This is a genomic window from Staphylococcus sp. FSL H8-0121 (genome assembly GCF_038008425.1).
Classification (GTDB): domain Bacteria; phylum Bacillota; class Bacilli; order Staphylococcales; family Staphylococcaceae; genus Staphylococcus; species Staphylococcus pasteuri.
Genome location: NZ_JBBOZB010000002.1, coordinates 319,202 through 339,461 on the forward strand (window position 1 = coordinate 319,202; position 20,260 = coordinate 339,461).

Annotated in this window: 20 protein-coding genes and 2 pseudogenes; 5 read left to right on the forward strand and 17 right to left on the reverse strand. The window is 31.0% G+C overall.

From position 1 onward, the window contains the following. Positions 1–33: 33 nt before the first annotated feature. The 4 genes from cobA to LFT63_RS07075 form a co-directional block, all read right to left on the reverse strand. Positions 34–966 (reverse strand): uroporphyrinogen-III C-methyltransferase, encoded by a 933-nt coding sequence (gene cobA, locus LFT63_RS07060; RefSeq protein ID WP_029055759.1) that lies wholly within the window; start codon positions 964–966, stop codon positions 34–36. Next, the gene (gene nirD, locus LFT63_RS07065; RefSeq protein ID WP_017637733.1) at positions 957–1,271 is read right to left on the reverse strand and encodes a nitrite reductase small subunit NirD; all 315 of its coding nucleotides are present in this window, start codon (positions 1,269–1,271) and stop codon (positions 957–959) included. The genes cobA and nirD overlap by 10 nt, the downstream gene beginning before the upstream one ends. 2 nt (positions 1,272–1,273) lie before the next feature. Beyond that, entirely contained in the window at positions 1,274–3,679 is a 2,406-nt protein-coding gene (nirB, locus tag LFT63_RS07070) for a nitrite reductase large subunit NirB (protein WP_017637732.1), read from the reverse strand. 70 nt (positions 3,680–3,749) lie between these two features. After that, positions 3,750–4,469, reverse strand: coding sequence for a sirohydrochlorin chelatase (locus LFT63_RS07075; RefSeq protein ID WP_017637731.1), 720 nt, complete (start codon positions 4,467–4,469; stop codon positions 3,750–3,752). A gap of 309 nt (positions 4,470–4,778) precedes the next feature. On the opposite strand from LFT63_RS07075, the gene nikA reads away from it, so the two are divergent. Continuing rightward, the gene (gene nikA, locus LFT63_RS07080; protein WP_017637730.1) at positions 4,779–6,251 is read left to right on the forward strand and encodes a nickel ABC transporter substrate-binding protein; all 1,473 of its coding nucleotides are present in this window, start codon (positions 4,779–4,781) and stop codon (positions 6,249–6,251) included. 282 nt (positions 6,252–6,533) lie between these two features. After that, positions 6,534–6,911, forward strand: a pseudogene (locus LFT63_RS07085) (transposase); the annotation flags it as partial. Between the two features lie 32 nt (positions 6,912–6,943). Here LFT63_RS07085 and LFT63_RS07090 read toward each other — a convergent pair. The 7 genes and pseudogenes from LFT63_RS07090 to LFT63_RS07120 all read right to left on the reverse strand — a co-directional run bounded on the left by LFT63_RS07090 (position 6,944) and on the right by LFT63_RS07120 (position 11,723). Continuing rightward, positions 6,944–7,480, reverse strand: coding sequence for a GNAT family N-acetyltransferase (locus LFT63_RS07090; protein ID WP_029055756.1), 537 nt, complete (start codon positions 7,478–7,480; stop codon positions 6,944–6,946). 152 nt (positions 7,481–7,632) lie between these two features. Further along, entirely contained in the window at positions 7,633–8,451 is an 819-nt protein-coding gene (locus tag LFT63_RS07095) for a formate/nitrite transporter family protein (RefSeq protein ID WP_340768473.1), read from the reverse strand. Between the two features lie 207 nt (positions 8,452–8,658). After that, positions 8,659–8,844, reverse strand: coding sequence for a hypothetical protein (locus LFT63_RS07100; RefSeq protein ID WP_017637726.1), 186 nt, complete (start codon positions 8,842–8,844; stop codon positions 8,659–8,661). Between the two features lie 83 nt (positions 8,845–8,927). After that, a complete protein-coding gene (locus LFT63_RS07105; RefSeq protein ID WP_017637725.1) occupies positions 8,928–9,398 on the reverse strand; it encodes an SRPBCC family protein in 471 nt (156 codons plus the stop codon). A 157-nt stretch (positions 9,399–9,555) separates the two neighbouring features. Beyond that, positions 9,556–10,545: pseudogene (locus LFT63_RS07110) on the reverse strand (metal ABC transporter solute-binding protein, Zn/Mn family); the annotation flags it as partial. 196 nt (positions 10,546–10,741) lie between these two features. Then, positions 10,742–11,341 carry a thioredoxin domain-containing protein gene (locus LFT63_RS07115; RefSeq protein WP_029056308.1) on the reverse strand — a complete coding sequence of 200 codons (600 nt, stop codon included), beginning with the start codon at positions 11,339–11,341 and terminating at the stop codon, positions 10,742–10,744. 22 nt (positions 11,342–11,363) lie between these two features. Further along, a complete protein-coding gene (locus LFT63_RS07120; RefSeq protein WP_017637722.1) occupies positions 11,364–11,723 on the reverse strand; it encodes a DUF4467 domain-containing protein in 360 nt (119 codons plus the stop codon). A 290-nt stretch (positions 11,724–12,013) separates the two neighbouring features. Here LFT63_RS07120 and LFT63_RS07125 point away from each other — a divergent pair, with 290 nt between their 5' ends. Then, positions 12,014–13,261, forward strand: coding sequence for an aminoacyltransferase (locus LFT63_RS07125; RefSeq protein ID WP_029056307.1), 1,248 nt, complete (start codon positions 12,014–12,016; stop codon positions 13,259–13,261). 73 nt (positions 13,262–13,334) lie between these two features. Here the strand turns inward: LFT63_RS07125 and LFT63_RS07130 are convergent, their stop codons facing one another. From LFT63_RS07130 to LFT63_RS07145, 4 genes are all read right to left on the reverse strand, one after another. Then, entirely contained in the window at positions 13,335–14,060 is a 726-nt protein-coding gene (locus LFT63_RS07130) for an amino acid ABC transporter ATP-binding protein (protein WP_017637720.1), read from the reverse strand. Beyond that, a complete protein-coding gene (locus tag LFT63_RS07135) occupies positions 14,057–14,776 on the reverse strand; it encodes an amino acid ABC transporter permease (protein WP_017637719.1) in 720 nt (239 codons plus the stop codon). Before LFT63_RS07135 ends, LFT63_RS07130 begins: the two co-directional genes overlap by 4 nt. Continuing rightward, the gene (locus tag LFT63_RS07140; RefSeq protein WP_017637718.1) at positions 14,757–15,539 is read right to left on the reverse strand and encodes a transporter substrate-binding domain-containing protein; all 783 of its coding nucleotides are present in this window, start codon (positions 15,537–15,539) and stop codon (positions 14,757–14,759) included. The genes LFT63_RS07135 and LFT63_RS07140 overlap by 20 nt, the downstream gene beginning before the upstream one ends. Positions 15,540–15,657: 118 nt before the next feature. Then, positions 15,658–17,094, reverse strand: coding sequence for an MDR family MFS transporter (locus LFT63_RS07145; RefSeq protein ID WP_017637717.1), 1,437 nt, complete (start codon positions 17,092–17,094; stop codon positions 15,658–15,660). A gap of 169 nt (positions 17,095–17,263) precedes the next feature. Here LFT63_RS07145 and LFT63_RS07150 point away from each other — a divergent pair, with 169 nt between their 5' ends. After that, positions 17,264–17,368 carry a putative metal homeostasis protein gene (locus tag LFT63_RS07150; protein ID WP_017637716.1) on the forward strand — a complete coding sequence of 35 codons (105 nt, stop codon included), beginning with the start codon at positions 17,264–17,266 and terminating at the stop codon, positions 17,366–17,368. Between the two features lie 159 nt (positions 17,369–17,527). On the opposite strand, the gene LFT63_RS07155 is transcribed toward LFT63_RS07150, so the two are convergent. Further along, positions 17,528–18,214: a 2,3-diphosphoglycerate-dependent phosphoglycerate mutase gene (locus tag LFT63_RS07155; RefSeq protein WP_029056306.1), complete on the reverse strand. Its 687-nt coding sequence runs from the start codon at positions 18,212–18,214 to the stop codon at positions 17,528–17,530. A 407-nt stretch (positions 18,215–18,621) separates the two neighbouring features. Between LFT63_RS07155 and LFT63_RS07160 the strand changes: the two genes are divergently transcribed. Then, entirely contained in the window at positions 18,622–19,131 is a 510-nt protein-coding gene (locus tag LFT63_RS07160) for a hypothetical protein (RefSeq protein ID WP_029056305.1), read from the forward strand. An 86-nt stretch (positions 19,132–19,217) separates the two neighbouring features. On the opposite strand, the gene LFT63_RS07165 is transcribed toward LFT63_RS07160, so the two are convergent. Next, positions 19,218–20,111 (reverse strand): cation diffusion facilitator family transporter, encoded by an 894-nt coding sequence (locus LFT63_RS07165; RefSeq protein ID WP_017637713.1) that lies wholly within the window; start codon positions 20,109–20,111, stop codon positions 19,218–19,220. Positions 20,112–20,260: the final 149 nt, after the last annotated feature.

The window sequence follows — 20,260 nt, forward strand, 5'->3', positions numbered from 1 at the left end:
TTAGGGCTAGCTCCCAAAGGAACAATATAGAATCTAGACTTTAATAAATTGATGATAATATTGATTTTTGATTTTTTCATATAATTGTTGTTGTGAAATATGGTATTTGTTTTTATTTTTTACTTCAATTATGCAACCATATCCTTCATCACTTAATATTTCGCATTTTTCCATTGCTCTTCCTTTTTCCCCTTGGACAATGTAAAAAGGTTGGTCTGGTTTACTATCAATTTTAGATTCCACATAGTTAACGATATCTCCAATAATACAAACGCCTGGCATACCTTCAAGTTGATGAGATTTTATCTTTTGTTGAATATCGCTTAATGTTCCAATAATTACTTTTTCATCAAATAAGGAAGCTCGGAAAATAATAGCGATTGGAAAATTGATATCACTGAATTGTTGTATCTGATTTATTATTTTTGGAAGTCGTTTCACTCCCATATATATTGCTAATGTACCTTTATTAAGGAGCGGAGTAATATCCAACTGATTTTCTTGATTATCTTTAAAATGACCAGTTGAAAAAGTTACGTTTTTAGCTATACTTCTCATCGTCAACCCAATATTCATGGATTGTGCAGCAGCACTTGCAGAAGTTACTCCTGGAACTATTTCAAAATTGATATCTAAATCACTTAGTGTCTCAACTTCTTCATGTAAACGTCCAAATATCGCTGGATCTCCGCCCTTAAGTCTCACAACATGGTTGTGTTCTGAAGCTGCTTTAACCATGAGTTGATTAATATTATCTTGTTGAATATGTTTGGTATAAGGTTTCTTTCCTACATCTACAATTTCTATTTCAGGTTTAGCATACTGTAAGATTAATGGATTTACCAATCTGTCATATAGAATAATATCTGCATTTTCTATAAGACGTTGTGCTTTCTTAGTTAGAAAATTAGGATTACCTGGTCCAGCACCTACTAAATATACTTGACCATAGTTACTTACAGACATATGAATATATCTCCATCGATAATTTCCACAGGATAAGTTTCTACACAACCGGTATCTGGTTCTTGCACATTACCAGTAGTTAAGTCTATTTTTTGGTCATGTAATGGACAATAAACAAAATCTCCACTTACTGTGCCTTCTGATAATGGTCCTTGTTTATGTGGACATACATTATTCACTGCAAAAATTTTACCTTCATTCGTTAAAAACAAACCAATTTCTTTATCTTTTACAATTACTTTTTTTCCAATGAGTGGTGTTAATTCATTCAAATTAGAAACTTTAATCTTTTCCATACTTTTCATAACTATACCCTCTCAACTTCAAAGATTTTTTGTGATGCTTTGTCATTGGCTATTGCTTGCCATGGTTCTTCTTTAATTGCTTGTTTAGCATCCATCACTCTATCGAATAAAGCTTGTTGGCGTTCAGGGTCCAATAAAACTTCTTTTACATTTTCAAATCCAAGACGTTCTAACCAAGGCGCTGTTCTTTCAGCATATATACCAGTTTCACGATAATATTGCATTAACGCACCGCACATACGTATTACGTCATCTTCGGTTTCTACTGTAGTTAAGAACTGTCCTTTTGTTACTTCAGTTCCTCCATTGCCACCAATATATAATTGGTATCCATTTTCAACAGAAATAACACCAAAGTCTTTCACACCAGATTCTACACAACTTCTAGGACAACCTGATACGCCCATTTTAAATTTATGAGGTGTATCAATATATTCAAAGGTTTTCTCTAATCTGATACCTAATCGTGTTGTATATTGCGTTCCAAAGCGACAAAATTCTTTACCAACACAACTTTTAACGGATCTTGTTTTTTTACCATATGCTGAAGCAGAACGCATACCTAAATCTTTCCATACTTGTGGAAGTTCATCTTTTTTCAATCCATATAACCCAACACGTTGTGATCCTGTTACTTTTACAAGAGGTACATCATATTTTTTAGCAACTTCACCAAGTCTAATTAATTGATCTGCATCTGTCACACCGCCACGCATTTGAGGTATTACAGAGAAAGTACCATCATTTTGAATATTTGCATGATATCTTTCATTTGCAAAACGTGATTCTTTTTCATCTTTATGTTCATATGGATATACCATATTCAAATAGTAATTAATAGCTGGACGACATTTAGGACATCCATTTTTATCTTTGAAATCAAGGACATGTCTAACTTCTTTTGATGTTTTTAAACCTTTTGCTCTAATTTGAGTTACAATTTGATCACGTGTTAAATCTGTACAAGCACATATTCCTGAAGGTTTAGCGGCAACAAAATCATCACCTAAAGCATATTGTAAGATTTCTCCTATTTGACCTTTACATTTACCACATGAATTACCTGCTTTTGTTGCTTTAGTTACTTCATCTACAGAAGTTAGTCCGTTCTCTTTAATAGCTTTGACAATAGTGCCTTTGTCTACACCATTACATCCACATATTGTTTCATCATCAGCCATATCTTCTATAGAGTTACTAGCTTCCTCTCCACCTTTAGTTAGTAATGAAACTAATGTATAATCTTCAATTGATTCGTGCTTTTTCATCATATTGTAAAATCGTGAACCATCATCTGTATTTCCATATAGTACTGCACCAACGACTTCGCCATCTTTTAGAAATACTTTCTTATAGTTATTATCTACACTATTAAAAATTTCAATACCTTTAATTTCAGGTGATTCAACTATTTGACCGGCGCTGTATAAATCACAACCAGATACTTTTAATGACGTAAATGTTGTTGAACCTTTGTAACCTTCTGTGTCATTATCAGTTAAATAGTCAGCAAGTACTTTACCTTGTTCATATAATGGTGCAACTAATCCATAAACTTTACCTTGGTGTTCAGCACATTCTCCTACAGCATATATATTAGGGTCGCTCGTTTGCATCATATCATTAACTACAATACCTCTATTTACTTCTAAATCACTTTGTTTAGCTAATTCAGTATATGGTCTTATTCCAACAGCCATAACGACTAAATCCGCTTCTAAAACACGTCCATCAGCTAAACGTACAGCTTCAACATCTTCTTCACCTAAAATTTCTTTTGTATTAGCTTGTAATTCAAAATTCATTCCTTGCTTTTCTAAGTCAGCTTTTAACATTTGTCCAGCTTTCGCGTCTAGTTGCATTTCCATAAGCCATTCAGCTAAATGAATTACCGTTACTTCCATACCTTGGTCTAGTAAACCTCTCGCACATTCTAAACCTAAAAGGCCCCCACCAATAACAATTGCATGTTTTTTAGATTTAGCAATTTCCATCATGCGTTTAGTATCATCAATCGTTCTCCATCCAATGACACTTGGAAAATCAGAACCTTGGATTGGTAAAACAAATGCTTTAGATCCAGTTGCAAATATACATTGATCATAATCAACTTCGATGCCACTCTCTGTCATAACTTTTTGATTATTACGATCTATTTTAATAGCTGGGTCATTATTAATAAGTTGGATATTATGCTCATCATACCAATCATATGAATTCATTATCGTCTCTTCTACTGACATTTTATTTTGTAAAATATTGGATAACATTATTCGGTTGTAATTTGGATATGGTTCCTTACCGATAATAGTAATATCAAAACGTTCATCGTCTCTTTCAAGAATCTCTTCAATCGTTCTCAAACCTGCCATACCATTTCCTATCATCACTAATTTCTTTTTAGCCATAAATATGCCCCTTTATCACTTGTGAATAGTTTTTATTAAAGGATTGGATAATTAGGCACATAGATTTTTCTTATACATATAATGCTTCGAATCGCTCTCTAATGATTAATTTAAGTGAATCATCAAAGTTAATTGAAGGTGTGATGTGTAGATTGCAGTGAATAGGCATCTCATCAATCACTCCTTTCACTTTGTTGACTAATCTGCCATCAAAAAAGAACAAAGGCACTATAATAAGTTCATCATATTGTTTTGATATTTCTTCTAAGTCATTTCTAAATGTTAATGCACCGTACAATGTGCGTGCATACACAGGTTGTTTCGAATCAACTGCTTTTACAAAGTCTTTAAGTTCGTCATGAGCCTTTGTAAATCGACCGCTACCATTACCATGTGCGATAATAACAACCGCTGCGTTGGAAACATCGGATAATTTCACATCATCAATTCTTCTTTCAACTAATGCTTTCATATATGGATGTGTTCCTAACGGTTCACTAATATGACTAGAGATATTCGGATACTTATTTTGCATTTTCATTAAAATATCTGGAATATCACTCATATAGTGCATTGCACTAAAAATAAGTAATGGTACAATTCTAAATTCTTTAATACCTTGATGAATCATTCTTTCCATCGTTAATTCTAAACTTTGTGTATCACTCTCTAAAAATGCTAATTCATAATGGTAGTCTTCGTCTTTCAATAAAGTTGCAATAAATTCTGCTAAGGCCTTATTCTGTTTTCCTTTTCTCATACCATGTGCCACTAAAATATTGCCTACCATAAAAACCAATCCTTTCACCTTGAATTGTAAACTAATTCTATGTATTTTTGTGATTATTTTCACATTTTAAGGAAAAATCAGGGAATCCCCTTATATAACAAGTATTATTTATATAGGTTTTTTGGTCTTATAAAAAGCTATGAATAAAGATTTATTTTACATGAAATAAGATATATAATTGAATAGTTGGTTGTTAATATATTACACAAGTAATCACTATTCTAAATGAATAGTCATATACATAATGATTCGCACCTAATTATTAATTAACAACTTAATCTATTTTCATATTAGAGAGGAGATATGTTCATGAAAAGATTTACCTTTTTAATTATTATTGTATCTTTTATTTTAGCGAGCTGTAGTAATAATAACGCTTCTAAAAAGGATACTTTAAATGTTGAGATACCCTTAAAAACAACATCTATTGCGCCTTATGAAACTGACGTACCTGTCAAAGTTGGAGCATTAGAATCTTTATTTAAAATGTCTAAAGACGGTAAAGTGAAACCTTTGTTAGTGAAATCATACAAACAAAAATCTAATGACACATTAACACTTACACTTAAAGACAACATCAAATTCCAAAATGGTCATAAATTAACTGGTGATGCAGTGAAACGAAGTCTTGAACAAGGTATAGAAAAGAGTGATTTATTAAGAGGTTCATTACCAATAGATAACATTACTGCTAAAGGTCAAAAAGTGACTATCAAAACAAAAGAACCTTATCCTGAATTAAAATCAGAACTTGCTAGTCCATTTGCTGCTATTTATGATACGAAAGCAAAAGAAAAAGTCGCTGATCAACCTGTTGGTACAGGTCCTTATAAAATTGACAATTATAAACGTTCACAAAAAATTGAACTATCAAAATTCAAAGATTATTGGCAAGGTAACCCTAGATTAAGTAAAATTAACGTCACTTATCATGAAGATGGTAACACTCGTGTTAGTCACTTACTATCTGGCAAATCTGACTTAACAACAGACGTACCAATCGATCAAGTCAATGATGTAAAGAAATCTAATAAAGCAAATATCCAAAGTACTTCAGGTTTCCGAACTCATTTATTACTTTATAACCATGACAGTAAAAAAATGAATAAAAATGTTCGTGAGGCCTTTGATTCAGTCATCAATCGTAAAGAAATAGCGAAAACTATTTCAAAAAATTATGCTAAACCGGCATCTGGACCTTTCAATAGTAGATTGAAAAATATTGATGAAGGTAAAGTTCAACCTCAAGATATTAACAAAGCTAAAAAATTATTGGCTAAAGAAGGATACTCTAAATCTCATCCATTAAAAATAAATATGGTAACTTATGATGGTCGACCAGAATTACCTAAAATTGGACAAGTCATTCAGTCTGAAGCTAAAAAAGCTAATATTGATGTAAAACTTCGAAATGTAGATGATATTGAAGGTTACTTGAAAGATAAAAATGCTTGGGATGCATCGATGTATAGTTATTTAACTGTCCCTAGAGGAGATACTGGTTACTTCTTTAACACTGCTTATTTACCAAAAGGTGCTAATAATAAAGGAAACTATGATAATAAAGAAGTCACTCAACAAATCAAACAACTTAATCAAACATTTGGTCAATCTCAACGTGAACAAATGACTAATAACATTTTGAGAACATCTAACAAAGATATTCCAAATAGTTATATTACTTATAATGATCAAATTGATGGCGTAAGTAAAAATGTTAAAAACTTTAATGTTACACCAGAATCAATCTATTTAATTGATTATAAAGTAGATAAGAAATAAATATTAAAAGAAACTAGGACATAAATCCTAGAAAAATAGCCAGTAAATGAGTTTATCCAAAAAACTCATTTACTGGCTTCTTTATTTATAATACTTCGTATTATCGGCTCGCTTTCTTAGGGGACAGCTTCAGCCTGTAGTCTTCAGCTTGTCCTGTTCACTCAAGAGTCTCGCCAAAATACATCGTATTTATATGTAATTTTACATCAAAACAATTTAAAAAAATAAGACCCCTTCGTATAATTTAATAAACATCACTAAACAAACTTAACGAGATACCTTATGTATAAAGATCATAACATGACTCAACTTACACTACTAATGGAAACTTCAGTTCTTATCCCCACAAATGATATGTCACGACATGTTAATAAAATCGTTGAAACTATTCCACATAATGAATTCGATGAATTCAAACATCATCGTGGAGACACATCATATCATCCTAAAATAATGTTGAAAGTCATTTTATATGACTATACACAATTTGTATTTTCTGGTAGTAAAATAGAATAATTACTTAACGATAGTATACGAATGATGTGGCTTTTACAAAATCAAACGCCTTATACATTTGTATGGAAAAAGAGTTTTCAAAATTATGAATCCAAAATGAATAAAGATTCTAAAGCACTTTATCATGAACTAGTGACAAATCAGTTCGGAACATGTCAGTTCCGAGCTTTTGAATTTTAAAATGGCGGTTGTCCTAATATTTTTTCTTCAAAGCGTTCTGGAATTAAAATTTTTCTCATGATAACGCCTAAATCTCCATCGTCATTTTCATGCTTTGCATAAATTTCATAGCCTCTTTTTTCATAAATACTTAATAACCATGGATGTAAACGTGCTGACGTACCTAATGTCACCGCTGCTGCTTTTAATGTATCTCTTAAAAAATCTTCTTCTACATATTTCAATAACTGACTTCCATAGCCTAGTCCATCAAATTCTGGTTTAGTTGCAAACCACCATACAAACGGATAGCCAGAAATACTTCTAACACTTCCCCACGGATAACGAACCGTAATTGTTGAAATAATTGTATTATCTAATTCTAATACGAAAGTTGTATTATTCTTGATATTATCTTTGACCATTTCAACGCTAGCATTGACTGATGGCCAATCTATACCTAATTCTCTTAAAGGTGTAAAAGCATCATACATTAATTGGTGAATTTCCTTAGTGTCTTTCTCGTTTGCAATTCTTATATTGAAATTACTCATCTTATTCACGTCCCCATTTTTCTCATTTCATGATTTTAAGCGTAAAAAGAAATGAGTATATAGTCAATTAACTTGATTCAGCTTACATTAATTTCTAAAAAAAGCATAAGTCGTTCAATGTTTATTATGAACGCTTACGCTTTATTATCAATTTATTTTAATTGATTTCTTTGGCCATTTAGATACGCATAGACTAATCCTACAAAAATACCGCCACCAATGTAGTTACCAATTAAAGCAAATACGATATTTTTCAAAACACCTAAACCTGATAAGGCATCTATATTAAAAAATAACATCCCTGAAAATAGTCCTGCATTGAAAACAACGTGTTCATATCCCATGAATACAAAAACAACAACGCCACATGCAATAAAGAACGCTTTAGCCAATCCTTCTTTAAATTGCATAGAAACAAATATTCCAATATTAATGAAGAAATTACAGAAAATACCTTTAACTAGAATAGTTAACCATGTGGACGCTTCTGTTTTCTTATGTACTGTTTCGGTTAATGCACTTGTCATTTCTGGAGTCATAATATGTGCATATTTCATTAAGAAAAATAAAATGATGCCCCCAATAATGTTGCCAATAAAACAAAATGTAAATATCCAAATCATCTTATTTAAGCGAATCGCTTTATAATACCAACCTACAGTTAAATACGTAAAGTTACTAGTAAGTAATTCTGAATTGGTCAATACGATTAATACTAAGGCTAAACTAAATGCAATAGCACCTAATAAATTAATCAACCCATCAATATGTGTAGATGCAAATTGTGTTTTAATGGCAAGCATAAACACAGTAACAATGGCTAACAAAAAACCAGCCATCATTGATTTTAAAGCATATCTCATAGGTGTTTTATCAGCCATCACTTCTTTCATTTGTGTTTGGCCGACGATTGTTTCTATAATCTCTTTCGTCACATATGTATCCTTAGTGCTTTTACGATTTTCTATCATTTCTATCCTCCATAAATATCTCACTCTTTATTCTAACCACACTTATTATATGTGGAATTAAAGATAAAAAATAGAGGCAAATCTACTAAAAATTAAAGTTTCACTATTATTAAACTACTTTTCACTTTAATAAATATCAAAAAATACTACCTACATCAACAACTATGACGTAGGTAGCTAATATTCTTATATTTAGTAATTAATACATTATTTTGCTTTTCTTTTTAATTTAGCAAAGTAATGTAATCCTGTAGCAAAAATACCATATCCTAATAATGTTCTTAATACAAAGCGTAAATAACGATTAGATATACATTTTGAACTAACAGTTATAGCTGAGACTAAATGTGTTAATGAGTATAATACTAATACAATAAGATATCTTTTCTTCATTTAAAATCTACCTCTTCTTTGATTTGTTTATACCTATATTATACATCACTCATCCAACACTAAATGGTACAATTCGTTAACAATTATGATTCTAATAATTTTTCTAGTTGATCTAATGTTGAATTCATACCTTGTTCAACACCCATATCAAGCGCTTGTTGAGCAGCATCTTCTGTTGGGAAGACTGACGTCGATGTTACTGTTGTTTGATTGGGTTTTTCTTCGTTAAATTCGATAACAATATGCATACCTGGCATACTTGTATCCTTTTCCCCATCAGGTGTAGCAAAGAAGTCTAAATACTCTATATAATTCGGTTTCTCAACTTTTTTATACTCTGACAAAGTGTAACTTGTTACGCTAGGTGTATGAATTGCGAAAAACGCGTGCCCACCTTCTTCGACATTAAATTCAAATACTTCAGTTGAAGCGCCTGCAGGGTGAAACCATTGCTTAAATAAATCCTCTTGAGTATAGGCATTGAACACTTCATGTATTGTACCTTTAAATGTTCTTGAAAAAATAATTTTATTTTTATCAATGTTAATAGTCATAGTCCATCTCCTAATTCATTATGTTTTAACCAGTTTAATCATAGCAAAATATAGAAATAGTTACTAAAGAATTTATTTATTAAAAAAGCACTTCAAAAGTTAAATGCTTGGCTAACTTTTAAAGTGCTTAATATAGGTTTAGGGGGTAAATCTATTAGTGATGATGCTCGTGCTCATCGTCTTTGACTTTAATCTTACTATCTAATGCTTTTTTAATATTTTTAATATTTTCTTTCATTAGGGATTGATAAGATAGTCCTTTTTCATTTTGTTGTTCTTTTGTTACTGATTCCATATTATTAAATTTCAATGGTTTAGCATCAGTTTCTTTTCGAATCGTTTCAGTGATTTTATTTGATACATTTTCTTCATATAAAATATATTCCACTTTATTCTTTTTAATTTCTTTTACTATGTTAGTTAAATCTTTTTGAGATGGATCTTCAGCACTCATATTTTGTACACCTACTTGTTTAAATCCATATCTATTAGATAAGTAACCTAAAGATTCATGTGATATAAATACTGCATTACCTTTTTTACCTTTAGTAGCATCTTTCATATTTTTATCAATATTCTCTAAATCTTTATTTAATTTCTTATAGTTCTTTTCATAATATTCTTTATGATCTGGATCTTTTTTCACAAGTTGGTCTTTAATTTCTTTAGCAAATGTTTGGTCCATTTTTGGATCTAACCAAATATGTGGATCATATTTACCATGATGGTGTTCTTCTTCTCCATGATGTGCCTCTTCACCCTCGTGATGATGGTGATCTGCTAATAAATCGTTCTTGCTAATTTTATCTTGTAGAGATAATTTTTTATTATCATTTTTGATTGTTGAAGCTACTTTTTTTGCGACTGGATCTAAATCATCGCCTGTATAGATGAATAAATCTGATTTAGCTGCATTCAACATGTCTTTTTGTGTTGGTTCATAACTATGTAAATCAGTACCTGCTGGATAAATTGATTTTACATCAACATGCTTTCCACCAATTTGTTCTGTAAACGACTTAAGTGGATATACCGTCGTGCTAACTTTGAGCTTATCTCCTTTGTTGTTAACACTATCGTTGCTGCAGGCTGCTAGTGCAAATATCATTAGAGGAATAAGAATTAATAAACTTAGATTTTTTTTCATATCGCTTCTCCTAAATAGTAATTATTACGATTAATGATTATATACCTTCTTTCTTTAAAAAACAAGTACCTGATTATACTTTTATATACTTATTATGTCTTTATGTATATTTAAATTTATTTATTCGAATACTCAATTTATTTTTGATATATAAAAAACTGCTAGCAAAGCAGGACGCTTTGTTAGCAGTTCAATATTAATTCTCTTTTAAGACTTTATCATATTCTTTGAAATGATATGGATCTTCAATTTTCTTTCCTTTTATAAATACTGTAGGTGCTGTAGAAATATGATGTTCTTTGGTATCTTTTTTATCTTTTAAAGCTGCTTTCCATGATTGACTATTCTTGGTTTTATATTCCTCTTTGATTTTCTCTTTTTGATCTGAGGTAATATTAAGATGATTAATTTGTTGGTCAACCACCTTTTCAGTAATCCACTGTTTCTTTTCATCTTTTTGGTGTTCGAACATTAATTTTTGAAATTCTAAATAAGATTTAGGGGCAATTTGTTGGACAGCATGCCCTGCTCGGGATCCTATAATTGAGTCTTTACCTAAAAATGCCATATTTACATATTTAATTTTAGCTTTATTTTTGTCTAAAAAATGGTCTTTAAGTTTAGGCATGACATTTTTCTCTACTTTTTTACAGTAAGGGCATTTAAAGTCACCATAAATGACGATAAGTGGTTTGCCATCTTTTGTTGCCTCGGGTGCTTTTTCTTGTTCTTTCCCGCAACCACTAATTAACACAACAATTAAACATGCGCTTATTATTCCTATTAACTTTTTCATTGTTGCTCCTTATAACTAATAGCTAATGCATATTTTCTTCTTTGTAATCAGGATCATGTTGTTGATAATAACCTTTTGAATTGAAATTTTCTTTATATTTAGCTTTCTTGCCTTTAAATTCATAAGTGTAGTAATGTACTTCTTCATCATCATTTAAAGGTTTATAAGCCAAAATGACATATTTCCCTTTATCGTACACATAGATGTTAGCGTCCTTTTTATCAAAGTGTTTAACTTCGTCGCCAGCATCTCTTTTAGCTATTTTTGATTGTTTCTTTTCTTGTAATTTAACTGCTTTATCAATTTTGTCAGTATACTTACCGCTACTACATCCAACTAATACAAGCGTCAATACAGCAATAACTGCCACTATCTTCTTCAATATATTCACTCCCGATAATATGAATCACTTTATATGAAATCTTGTTTTAAATCCGTGTCATCTTTCACTTTAAATTTTATCACAGAATTCATAGCATCACAGTAATAATTAACGTAAAAATAACGTTTTTAAAGGATTTTTTTAATTTAATTAAATACTTAGTATTTGTTATATCATACAAAAGTATGACGCTATTTTTTATGTTATGATGTGTAATGATTGCAGGAATTTGATAATATAAATATTAACGATTCATTTAATAGTTCTATTTCTAGAGGGGAAGATATATATTGAAATTTGTTAACTTAACATCAGAGGAGTTCGGTAAATTTACAGCCGAACATTTATCACATTATACACAATCAAGTATCCATTACGATAATCGTAGTGAGATGAAAGGAGACGTCCATCTTGTCGGCGTAAAAGACGATCAAGATGAAGTTATCGCTGCTTGTCTTTTAACAGAAGCACGTACGTTAAAATTCTTTAAATATTTTTATACACACCGAGGACCAGTGATGGACTTCAAAAACTTATCACTTGTTCGTTTCTTCTTTAAATCTTTAACATCATATTTAAAAAAACACAATTGTTTATATGTACTTGTTGACCCATATATTCTTGAAAATGTTAGAAATGCTGACGGTGAAATTTTAACATCTTACGATAACCGTGCATTTGTTAAAACAATGGAAGACCTAGGTTATAAACATCAAGGTTATACTGTTGGATATGATTCAATGAGTCAAATTCGTTGGCTTTCTGTATTAGATTTAAAAGATAAAACTGAAGATCAATTGATGAAAGAAATGGATTATCAAACACGTCGTAATATTAAAAAGACTTACGAAATGGGTGTTAAAGTAAGAACGTTACCTATTGAAGAAACAGATACGTTCTTTGATTTGTTCAGAATGGCAGAAGAAAAACACGGTTTCAAATTCCGTGAAAAACCTTATTTCGAAGAGCTACAAAAGACATACGAAGATCAAGCTATGTTGAAACTTGCTTATATTGATTTGCAAGAATATCTCACTACTCTAGAAGATAAACATAAAGAATTATCAAAACAACTTCAAGAAGTAGAAACAGCGTTACAAGAAAATCCTAATTCTAAGAAAAACAAAACGAAACATACTCAAGTTAAACAACAACATGATAGTAATGAAAGAAAAATCAATCAGACAAAAGATGAAATTGCTCAAGAAGGCCAAGTATTGAATTTAGCTGCTGCAATATATATTTATAATGACCATGAAGTATATTATTTATCAAGTGGTTCTAATCCAAAATATAACCCTTATATGGGTGCATATCGTTTACAATGGGAAATGATTAAATTCGCTAAAGAACATAACATTGATCGCTATAATTTCTATGGTATCACTGGCGACTTTAGTGAAAATGCTGAAGATTTTGGTGTGCAACGCTTTAAAGAAGGCTTCAATGCTGATGTCTATGAATATATTGGCGACTTCATCAAACCTATTAAACCAGTATTCTATCAAGTAAAAGAACTTCTTGAAAAAAGAAAATAGCACGTTTATTTCCAACTTAATAACATATAAAAACCCAGTGAAATTAAATTCACTGGGTTTTCTATATCGTCATTTATTGTATTACATTTAAAAAGCGTTTAAGTTCGTCCGTTTTCGGATGATTGAAGATATCTTCTGGGGAACCTTGTTCACCAATTTTACCTTCATGAATAAACACTATTTGATTTGAAACTTCTTTCGCAAATCGCATTTCGTGAGTGACAATAACCATTGTCATACCTTCTTGTGCTAAATCTTTAATAACTTTCAACACGTCATTAACAAGTTCAGGGTCTAATGCTGATGTTGGTTCGTCAAACAACATCACTTTAGGATTCATAGCTAATGCTCTTGCTATCGCTACACGTTGTTGTTGTCCACCAGACAATGCATGTGGTCGTTGATCTTTAACGTGGGTTAAACCAACTTTTTCAAGTAAATCTAACGCTTTATTTTTAGCTTCTGATTTACTTTGCTTTTTAACTGTGACTAAACCTTCCATCACATTTTCTAATGCTGTTTTGTGCGGAAATAGATTATAACTTTGAAATACCATTCCAGATTGTTTTCTAACTTCTATTTGTGACTTTTTATCCTTTTCAGTGTATGTCTTGCCATTTACATAAACTGTTCCTTCAGTAGGAATTTCAAGTGCATTCATCATACGTAAAAGAGTCGTTTTACCTGAACCGGAACGTCCAACTAATGTCACAACTTCGCCCTGATCTACTTTTAAATCAATACCTTTAATCACTTCTGTTTGATTAAATGATTTATGAATATTCGATAATTCAATCATGAGCGATACCCTCTTTCAATGTATGATTCATAAAAACTTTGGATTACAGATATAATGAAACAAATTACCCAATACATTAATGCAACAAGAATATAAATTGTTAAATATTCATAAGTTGTTGAAGCTACTTCTTGAGCTTTACGGAACATTTCAGCCACTAAGATAAATCCTAATAGAGATGTATCTTTAATTAGGCTTAAGAACGTATTACCTAGTGCAGGGATGGAGACTCTTATCGCTTGCGGTAAAATAATACGTTGCACAGTTTGGCGGTAATTCATTCCGATTGAATATGCCGCTTCTGTTTGACCTTTTGGTATAGAAATAATTCCGCCACGAATGATTTCTGATGCATATGCACCTACATTGAGTGACAAACCAATAATTGCTGCTACAACAGGAGCTAATGTCCATTGATTATCAGCATCATTGGTTATTAATCTGCCTAATTCCGGAATACCATAAAATATAATAAATAATTGAACAATCATCGGTGTACCACGAATAATCGATACATAAACTCTTGCTACACCTTTTAAAAATTTACTTGTAGAGATACGCATTAATGCTGTAAATAAGGCAATTATTAAACCTAATACGAATGTAACAAGTGTAATCGGGATAGAATATTTAACTAACCCTTCTAACATTGGTCCAAATGCTTGCTTTGCAGCGTCTAATGCATGAAGTTGCTCACTATTCAGGTTTAGAGACATCTTGACCAAACCATTTCTTACCTATTTTTTTAAGTTCGCCACTCTCTTCGATTTTTTTCAATCCATCGTTGAATTTTTGAACTGTTTTATCATCAACTTTTTTAGAGAAGGCAAATGCTGATTTATTTTTCTCTGCGTCACCTTTGATTGCTTTGATTTTAGCATTAGACTTTTGTTTTTTATAATCTAAATAAGATAGGCTATCATTAAATGTAGCATCTACACGTTTAGATAATAATAAATCCATAGATTGGTTAAAACCATCTACTTTAGTAATTTTAGCACCTTTATCTTTTGCTAATTGACCGTAATTAGAAGTAAATGTTTGTGCTAATTTTTTACCTTTAACATCATTAAAAGATTTAATATTCTTTTCGTTATCACGAACTACTAACACTGCGCTTGAATAAGTATATGGATTAGAGAATTTATATTTTTTCTCTCTATCTTTATTAATACCTACTTGGTTAGCTATAACATCAAAACGACCTGCGTCTAATCCAGCAAACATAGAATCCCATGATGTTTCATTAAATTTTAATTTAAGTCCTTCTTCTTTAGCTACTGCTTTAATAACGTCGATATCATAACCAGTTAATTTGTCTTGTTTATTGTGGAACGAGAATGGTGCATATGTACCTTCTGTACCCACTTTAATCGTATTATCATCTTTACTGCTTGATTTACTGTCTTTACTAGAATTATTACCACATGCTGCTAGTACGAATACTAATGCAACGACACAAAATAATAGTCTTTTCATTAAACATTTCTCCCTTATCCTTATTATTCTAATCGGAATAAAAATATTTTAATCCTTAATGGGTGTGAAGTCAATAACTTGTTTCGTGATTCTTACTGTCATTTCAACTTTCAACCACTTATTTATCATTTGGAGTTTGAGCATTTCTTTTTAACATAAACGAACATAAGAAACTTACTATTGTAATAATAACTGCAAATAAGAATCCAGCATGATAACCATGTAACATTGTATCTATTTTAATTTGACCTAACATTTCACTGCGTTTCATTCCATCATAATCACTCATATTAGGCGTATAGTTTTTACTAGCTTGGCTTAAGATTGTAATTAAAACTGCTGTCCCTATTGAGCCGGCAATTTGTTGAGCTGTATTCGTCATAGATGAACCATGTGCATTCATTTCATATGGCAATTGATTCATTGTATGTGTCATGACAGGCATTAAACCAAGCGCAATACCAATCATGCGTATACCATATACCGTTGCCAACATTGTCGAACTTGTATTTTCATCCATCACAACAAAGTAAGTAGTTGTGATGACTACAATTAACATACCTATTAATGCTAAAGGTTTAGCACCAAATTTTTCATAAAGTGATCCTGAAGCAAATGACATAATTGCCATTACAATTGCACCAGGTAATAAAATTAAACCAGAATCTAGAGGCGTACGATTTAGTAAGTTTTGGACAAACATAGGTAAAACAGTTTCTGAACCAATCATTGAAATCATCGTTACTGCCATAATTAAAATACCAATTGCGAATTGTGAATTTTTGAAAACATCAAAGTTTAACAATGGGACCTCGAGTTTTGATTGTCTCCAAATAAATAACACAACTAAAATAACGCCACCAATAATAGTGGTTAATACAATTGGATCGTTCCAGCCATCGTGTGATATAGAACTAGTACCATACAGTAAGCCTCCAAATCCTAAGACAGACAATATGATAGACAATACATCAATTGGGGCCTTAACAATTTGTCCTACATTTTTAACTGTAAATATTGCGATAATAAATACGAGTGCCGCGATAGGCGCAACAACATGGAATAATGATCTCCAGTTAAAATATTCAACTAAATATCCTGATAAAGTGGGACCAATTGCCGGTGCCAAACCAATCACTAAACCAAACATCCCCATATACTTACCGCGTTCATGTGGTTCAAATATATTTAAAATACTAGTCATCATGAGGGGCATCATGATACCTGAACCTAACGCTTGAATAATTCTTGCAATTAATAAAATAGTGAAATTAGGACTAAATCCACCTAATATTGTTCCAATAAAGAATACTAAAATAGCTATTAAGAAGACCTGTCTAGTGGTATATCTTTGAATAAATAAAGCTGATAGTGGAATGACTATGCCGTTCGTTAATAAAAAGGCGGTTGTCAGCCATTGCACTTGTGAATATTGGATATCAAAATCTTTCATAATACTAGGTAGAGCTGTTGTTAATAATGTTTCATTTAGTAAACCAAAAAAGCCGCCTAGTAACATCGTAATAATCATTACCAATTTTGCTTTAAGTGTCACGTTAATTCCTCCTTACTTTCCTTTTCAATTATCACAACATTATACATAAGTTATATGCAATATGCATTTTATTAGTTTAAAATTAATTTTTTCTTACAAATCGTAATAATTACTATTTACATTTTCGAAACTTTAATTCATAATATTACTACATAAAGGAGGTCATTTTATGAAAACTGATTTACAAACTGCACGCCGTAATTTGAACAGCCCAAACATTAAAACGAGAAAACGTGCTTTAAAAATTATTAAACAACATAAAAAAATAAAATAATTAGACATATCTGTTTTTGCAATGCTCATATATTTAATTTCTAATCATACTAAGCATCAAGTTAGATAATAAAATGCTTAAATTCTTATTTAAATTACTCCACAAAAAAGGTCACTTATTGATGCTTTTCAACATCAGTAAGTGACCTAATTTTTTATTTTATAAGTAATATTTATCTTTAACTTCTAAATCATCAGTCAATTCGTAAACAAGTGGTGCACCTGTTTTAATTTCATAACCAATAATATCTTCATCAGAAACATTTTCTAAATATTTGATTAATGCTCTAATGGAATTACCATGAGCTGAGACAAGTACAGTATTACCATCTAATAAATGTTGAGATATTTGATCTGTCCAAATAGGCACCACACGTTCTAAAGTATCTTTTAAACTTTCAGAATATGGCATCATACGATGATCTAAATGACGATATCTTCTATTTTTTAGGTATTCATTACGTTGTTCTTCACTTTCTGCTGGTGGCTGTACATCATAAGAACGTCTCCATTGATGAACTTGTTCTTCACCGAATTGCGCTTTAGCATCGTCTTTATTTAACCCTTGTAACGCGCCGTAATGACGTTCATTCAAACGCCAGCTTTTATTAACAGGAATCCATTGTTGTTCAGATTGAGCTAAAATATGTTGTGTTGTTTCAAGTGCTCTTGTTAATAATGAAGTATATGCAACATCTATTTCTAATTGGTTTTCTAATACTTTTTTACCTGCTGTAGTCGCTTCTTCAATTCCTTGTTCAGATAATTTCACATCTGCCCAACCAGTAAATAAATTTTTCGCATTCCATTCACTTTGACCGTGACGACATAATATAAGTTTTGGCATAATTTAACACCTTCCTATTTATATAACGAACTAACTTGGATGTTAGTTGATACAATTAATGATTTAAATATAAAATAGATGACATTCATTACTAAATGATGACATGATTCTATTTATATTTTTACTGTATATCTTTATTATAGAACGCACTTGTAGATTTTCAATCAATAACGTTTGCTTTAGCTTTTGTAACTTTTGAAATATTCCTTTTTAAATTTGAAATGCTTGTATTCTAACTAAAATGTGTGTCATTACCTTTTTATATTCATGTAACCTATGCAATACCTTTAAATGATATAGTATGAACACACCTTAAGAAATCAACACATTCAAATATGAACAGACACATATCCTTGGGATTATTTTTTAAGTCTGATTGAAATCACACACTAAAGGAGTTAACTATTATGAAAAAATCAATATTAGCAATTATCGCTACAGTTTCTATAGGAGCAACAGGTTTAGAAGCGCATCAAGCACATGCAGCTGAAAACAATCAACCTTCACAATGCTCTCCTCAACAAAATCAATCGTTTGGTAACCAACAACAAGATAAGTCTTCATCAGTTTCTTCAAATTACCAAACAACTCAAACGTCTACACAAAGCACTAGTTCGGAGAGTAAATCATCATCTAGTGAAGATTCATCATCAAGCAGTGAATCATCAAGTGATGTCTATAAAGAATTTATAGAAGCAGGTGGCACAAAAGAATTATGGGATAGCGTAGTAATGCCAGAATCTGGCGGTGATCCAGATGCTTCAAACGGACAATATCATGGTTTAGGTCAAACGAACCAATCATGGGGCTATGGTTCTGTAGCTACTCAAACTAAAGGTATGATTAACTACGCAAAAGAACGTTATGGTTCAATTGATGCAGCTATTTCTTTCCGTGAATCAAACGGTTATTGGTAAGATTGCTTTATATAAATAATAACAAGCGCCAAACAGAAATCGACGTTGATTTCTGCTTGGCGCTTATTTTGTTTAAATTTCTATACTTAATTATGTATCTCATTACTTAAATTATCATTCATATTAGGTTCAGGATGTACATATACAGAAGAAATTCCCTTCTCATGTAGATGATCTTCAACTTTATCGCAAATTAAATGTGCTTGACTAATAGATAAATTGGGCTCTACCACTATCGTAACGTCTAAGAAAATACTACTTCCATGATAACGTCCCTTAATACTTCTAACATCTAACACATCGTCCACTTCTAATATATCATTTCTGTATTCTTCCAAATCTTTTTCATTAAATCCATCACTCAATGTAAAAATAGACTCTCTAAAAATTCCAAATCCTGTATAAATAATAAGCAAACCTAGTAAGGTTGCTAAAATAATATCCACGATTGGAAAGCCAATCTGAGTGAAAACCAAACCAATTGCTGTACCTATACTAACTAAACTGTCAGATAAATTATCTTTAGCGGCTGATTTTAGTGAACTACTTTTGGTTTTCTTTGCTAATTTTTGATTCACTAAAAATACACCTAGCATGATTAAACCACTTATAATACTTACTAAAATTGTAATTGGACTCGGTACATTTTTATCTTGTGTTAGAAGCCTTGGCGCATTTTCAATAACAACTTGTATACCTACAAACATGATTATAAATGAAACCAACAATGTAGATATATTTTCTGATTTTAAATGGCCATATGGATGGTTTCTATCAGCTGGTTTAATTGATATTTTTAATCCAATAATCACAGCAATAGAGACAACTATATCTGTCATATTATTTAATGCATCGGCTCTCACGGCAGCTGAATTAAAAACGAATCCTGTAACATATTTTGCTATAGATAATATGATATAAACGACTAAACTTAAATATGCACCTCGTTGTGCAATCTTTAAATTTTCATTTTGAGACATGACCTTTGACCACCTTGAATTCCTTTAGTAATCATAGTATGAATCATAAAAAATATTTTTACAACGTTTTTTAATTTCTATATTTTTTATATAATTAAGCTAATTATTTTTTTAGACTTCCCTAAAAAATTAACTCTTTTCTATAGAAT

Bases quoted from the DNA above. Each gene is read 5' to 3' on its own strand.
- cobA (WP_029055759.1), bottom strand. From the start codon at position 966: ATGTCTGTAAGTAACTATGGTCAAGTATATTTAGTAGGTGCTGGACCA.
- nirD (WP_017637733.1), bottom strand. From the start codon at position 1,271: ATGAAAAGTATGGAAAAGATTAAAGTTTCTAATTTGAATGAATTAACA.
- nirB (WP_017637732.1), bottom strand. From the start codon at position 3,679: ATGGCTAAAAAGAAATTAGTGATGATAGGAAATGGTATGGCAGGTTTG.
- LFT63_RS07075 (WP_017637731.1), bottom strand. From the start codon at position 4,469: ATGGTAGGCAATATTTTAGTGGCACATGGTATGAGAAAAGGAAAACAG.
- nikA (WP_017637730.1), top strand. From the start codon at position 4,779: ATGAAAAGATTTACCTTTTTAATTATTATTGTATCTTTTATTTTAGCG.
- LFT63_RS07090 (WP_029055756.1), bottom strand. From the start codon at position 7,480: ATGAGTAATTTCAATATAAGAATTGCAAACGAGAAAGACACTAAGGAA.
- LFT63_RS07095 (WP_340768473.1), bottom strand. From the start codon at position 8,451: ATGATAGAAAATCGTAAAAGCACTAAGGATACATATGTGACGAAAGAG.
- LFT63_RS07100 (WP_017637726.1), bottom strand. From the start codon at position 8,844: ATGAAGAAAAGATATCTTATTGTATTAGTATTATACTCATTAACACAT.
- LFT63_RS07105 (WP_017637725.1), bottom strand. From the start codon at position 9,398: ATGACTATTAACATTGATAAAAATAAAATTATTTTTTCAAGAACATTT.
- LFT63_RS07115 (WP_029056308.1), bottom strand. From the start codon at position 11,341: ATGAAAAAGTTAATAGGAATAATAAGCGCATGTTTAATTGTTGTGTTA.
- LFT63_RS07130 (WP_017637720.1), bottom strand. From the start codon at position 14,060: ATGATTGAATTATCGAATATTCATAAATCATTTAATCAAACAGAAGTG.
- LFT63_RS07135 (WP_017637719.1), bottom strand. From the start codon at position 14,776: ATGTCTCTAAACCTGAATAGTGAGCAACTTCATGCATTAGACGCTGCA.
- LFT63_RS07140 (WP_017637718.1), bottom strand. From the start codon at position 15,539: ATGAAAAGACTATTATTTTGTGTCGTTGCATTAGTATTCGTACTAGCA.
- LFT63_RS07150 (WP_017637716.1), top strand. From the start codon at position 17,264: ATGAAAACTGATTTACAAACTGCACGCCGTAATTTGAACAGCCCAAAC.
- LFT63_RS07155 (WP_029056306.1), bottom strand. From the start codon at position 18,214: ATGCCAAAACTTATATTATGTCGTCACGGTCAAAGTGAATGGAATGCG.
- LFT63_RS07160 (WP_029056305.1), top strand. From the start codon at position 18,622: ATGAAAAAATCAATATTAGCAATTATCGCTACAGTTTCTATAGGAGCA.
- LFT63_RS07165 (WP_017637713.1), bottom strand. From the start codon at position 20,111: ATGTCTCAAAATGAAAATTTAAAGATTGCACAACGAGGTGCATATTTA.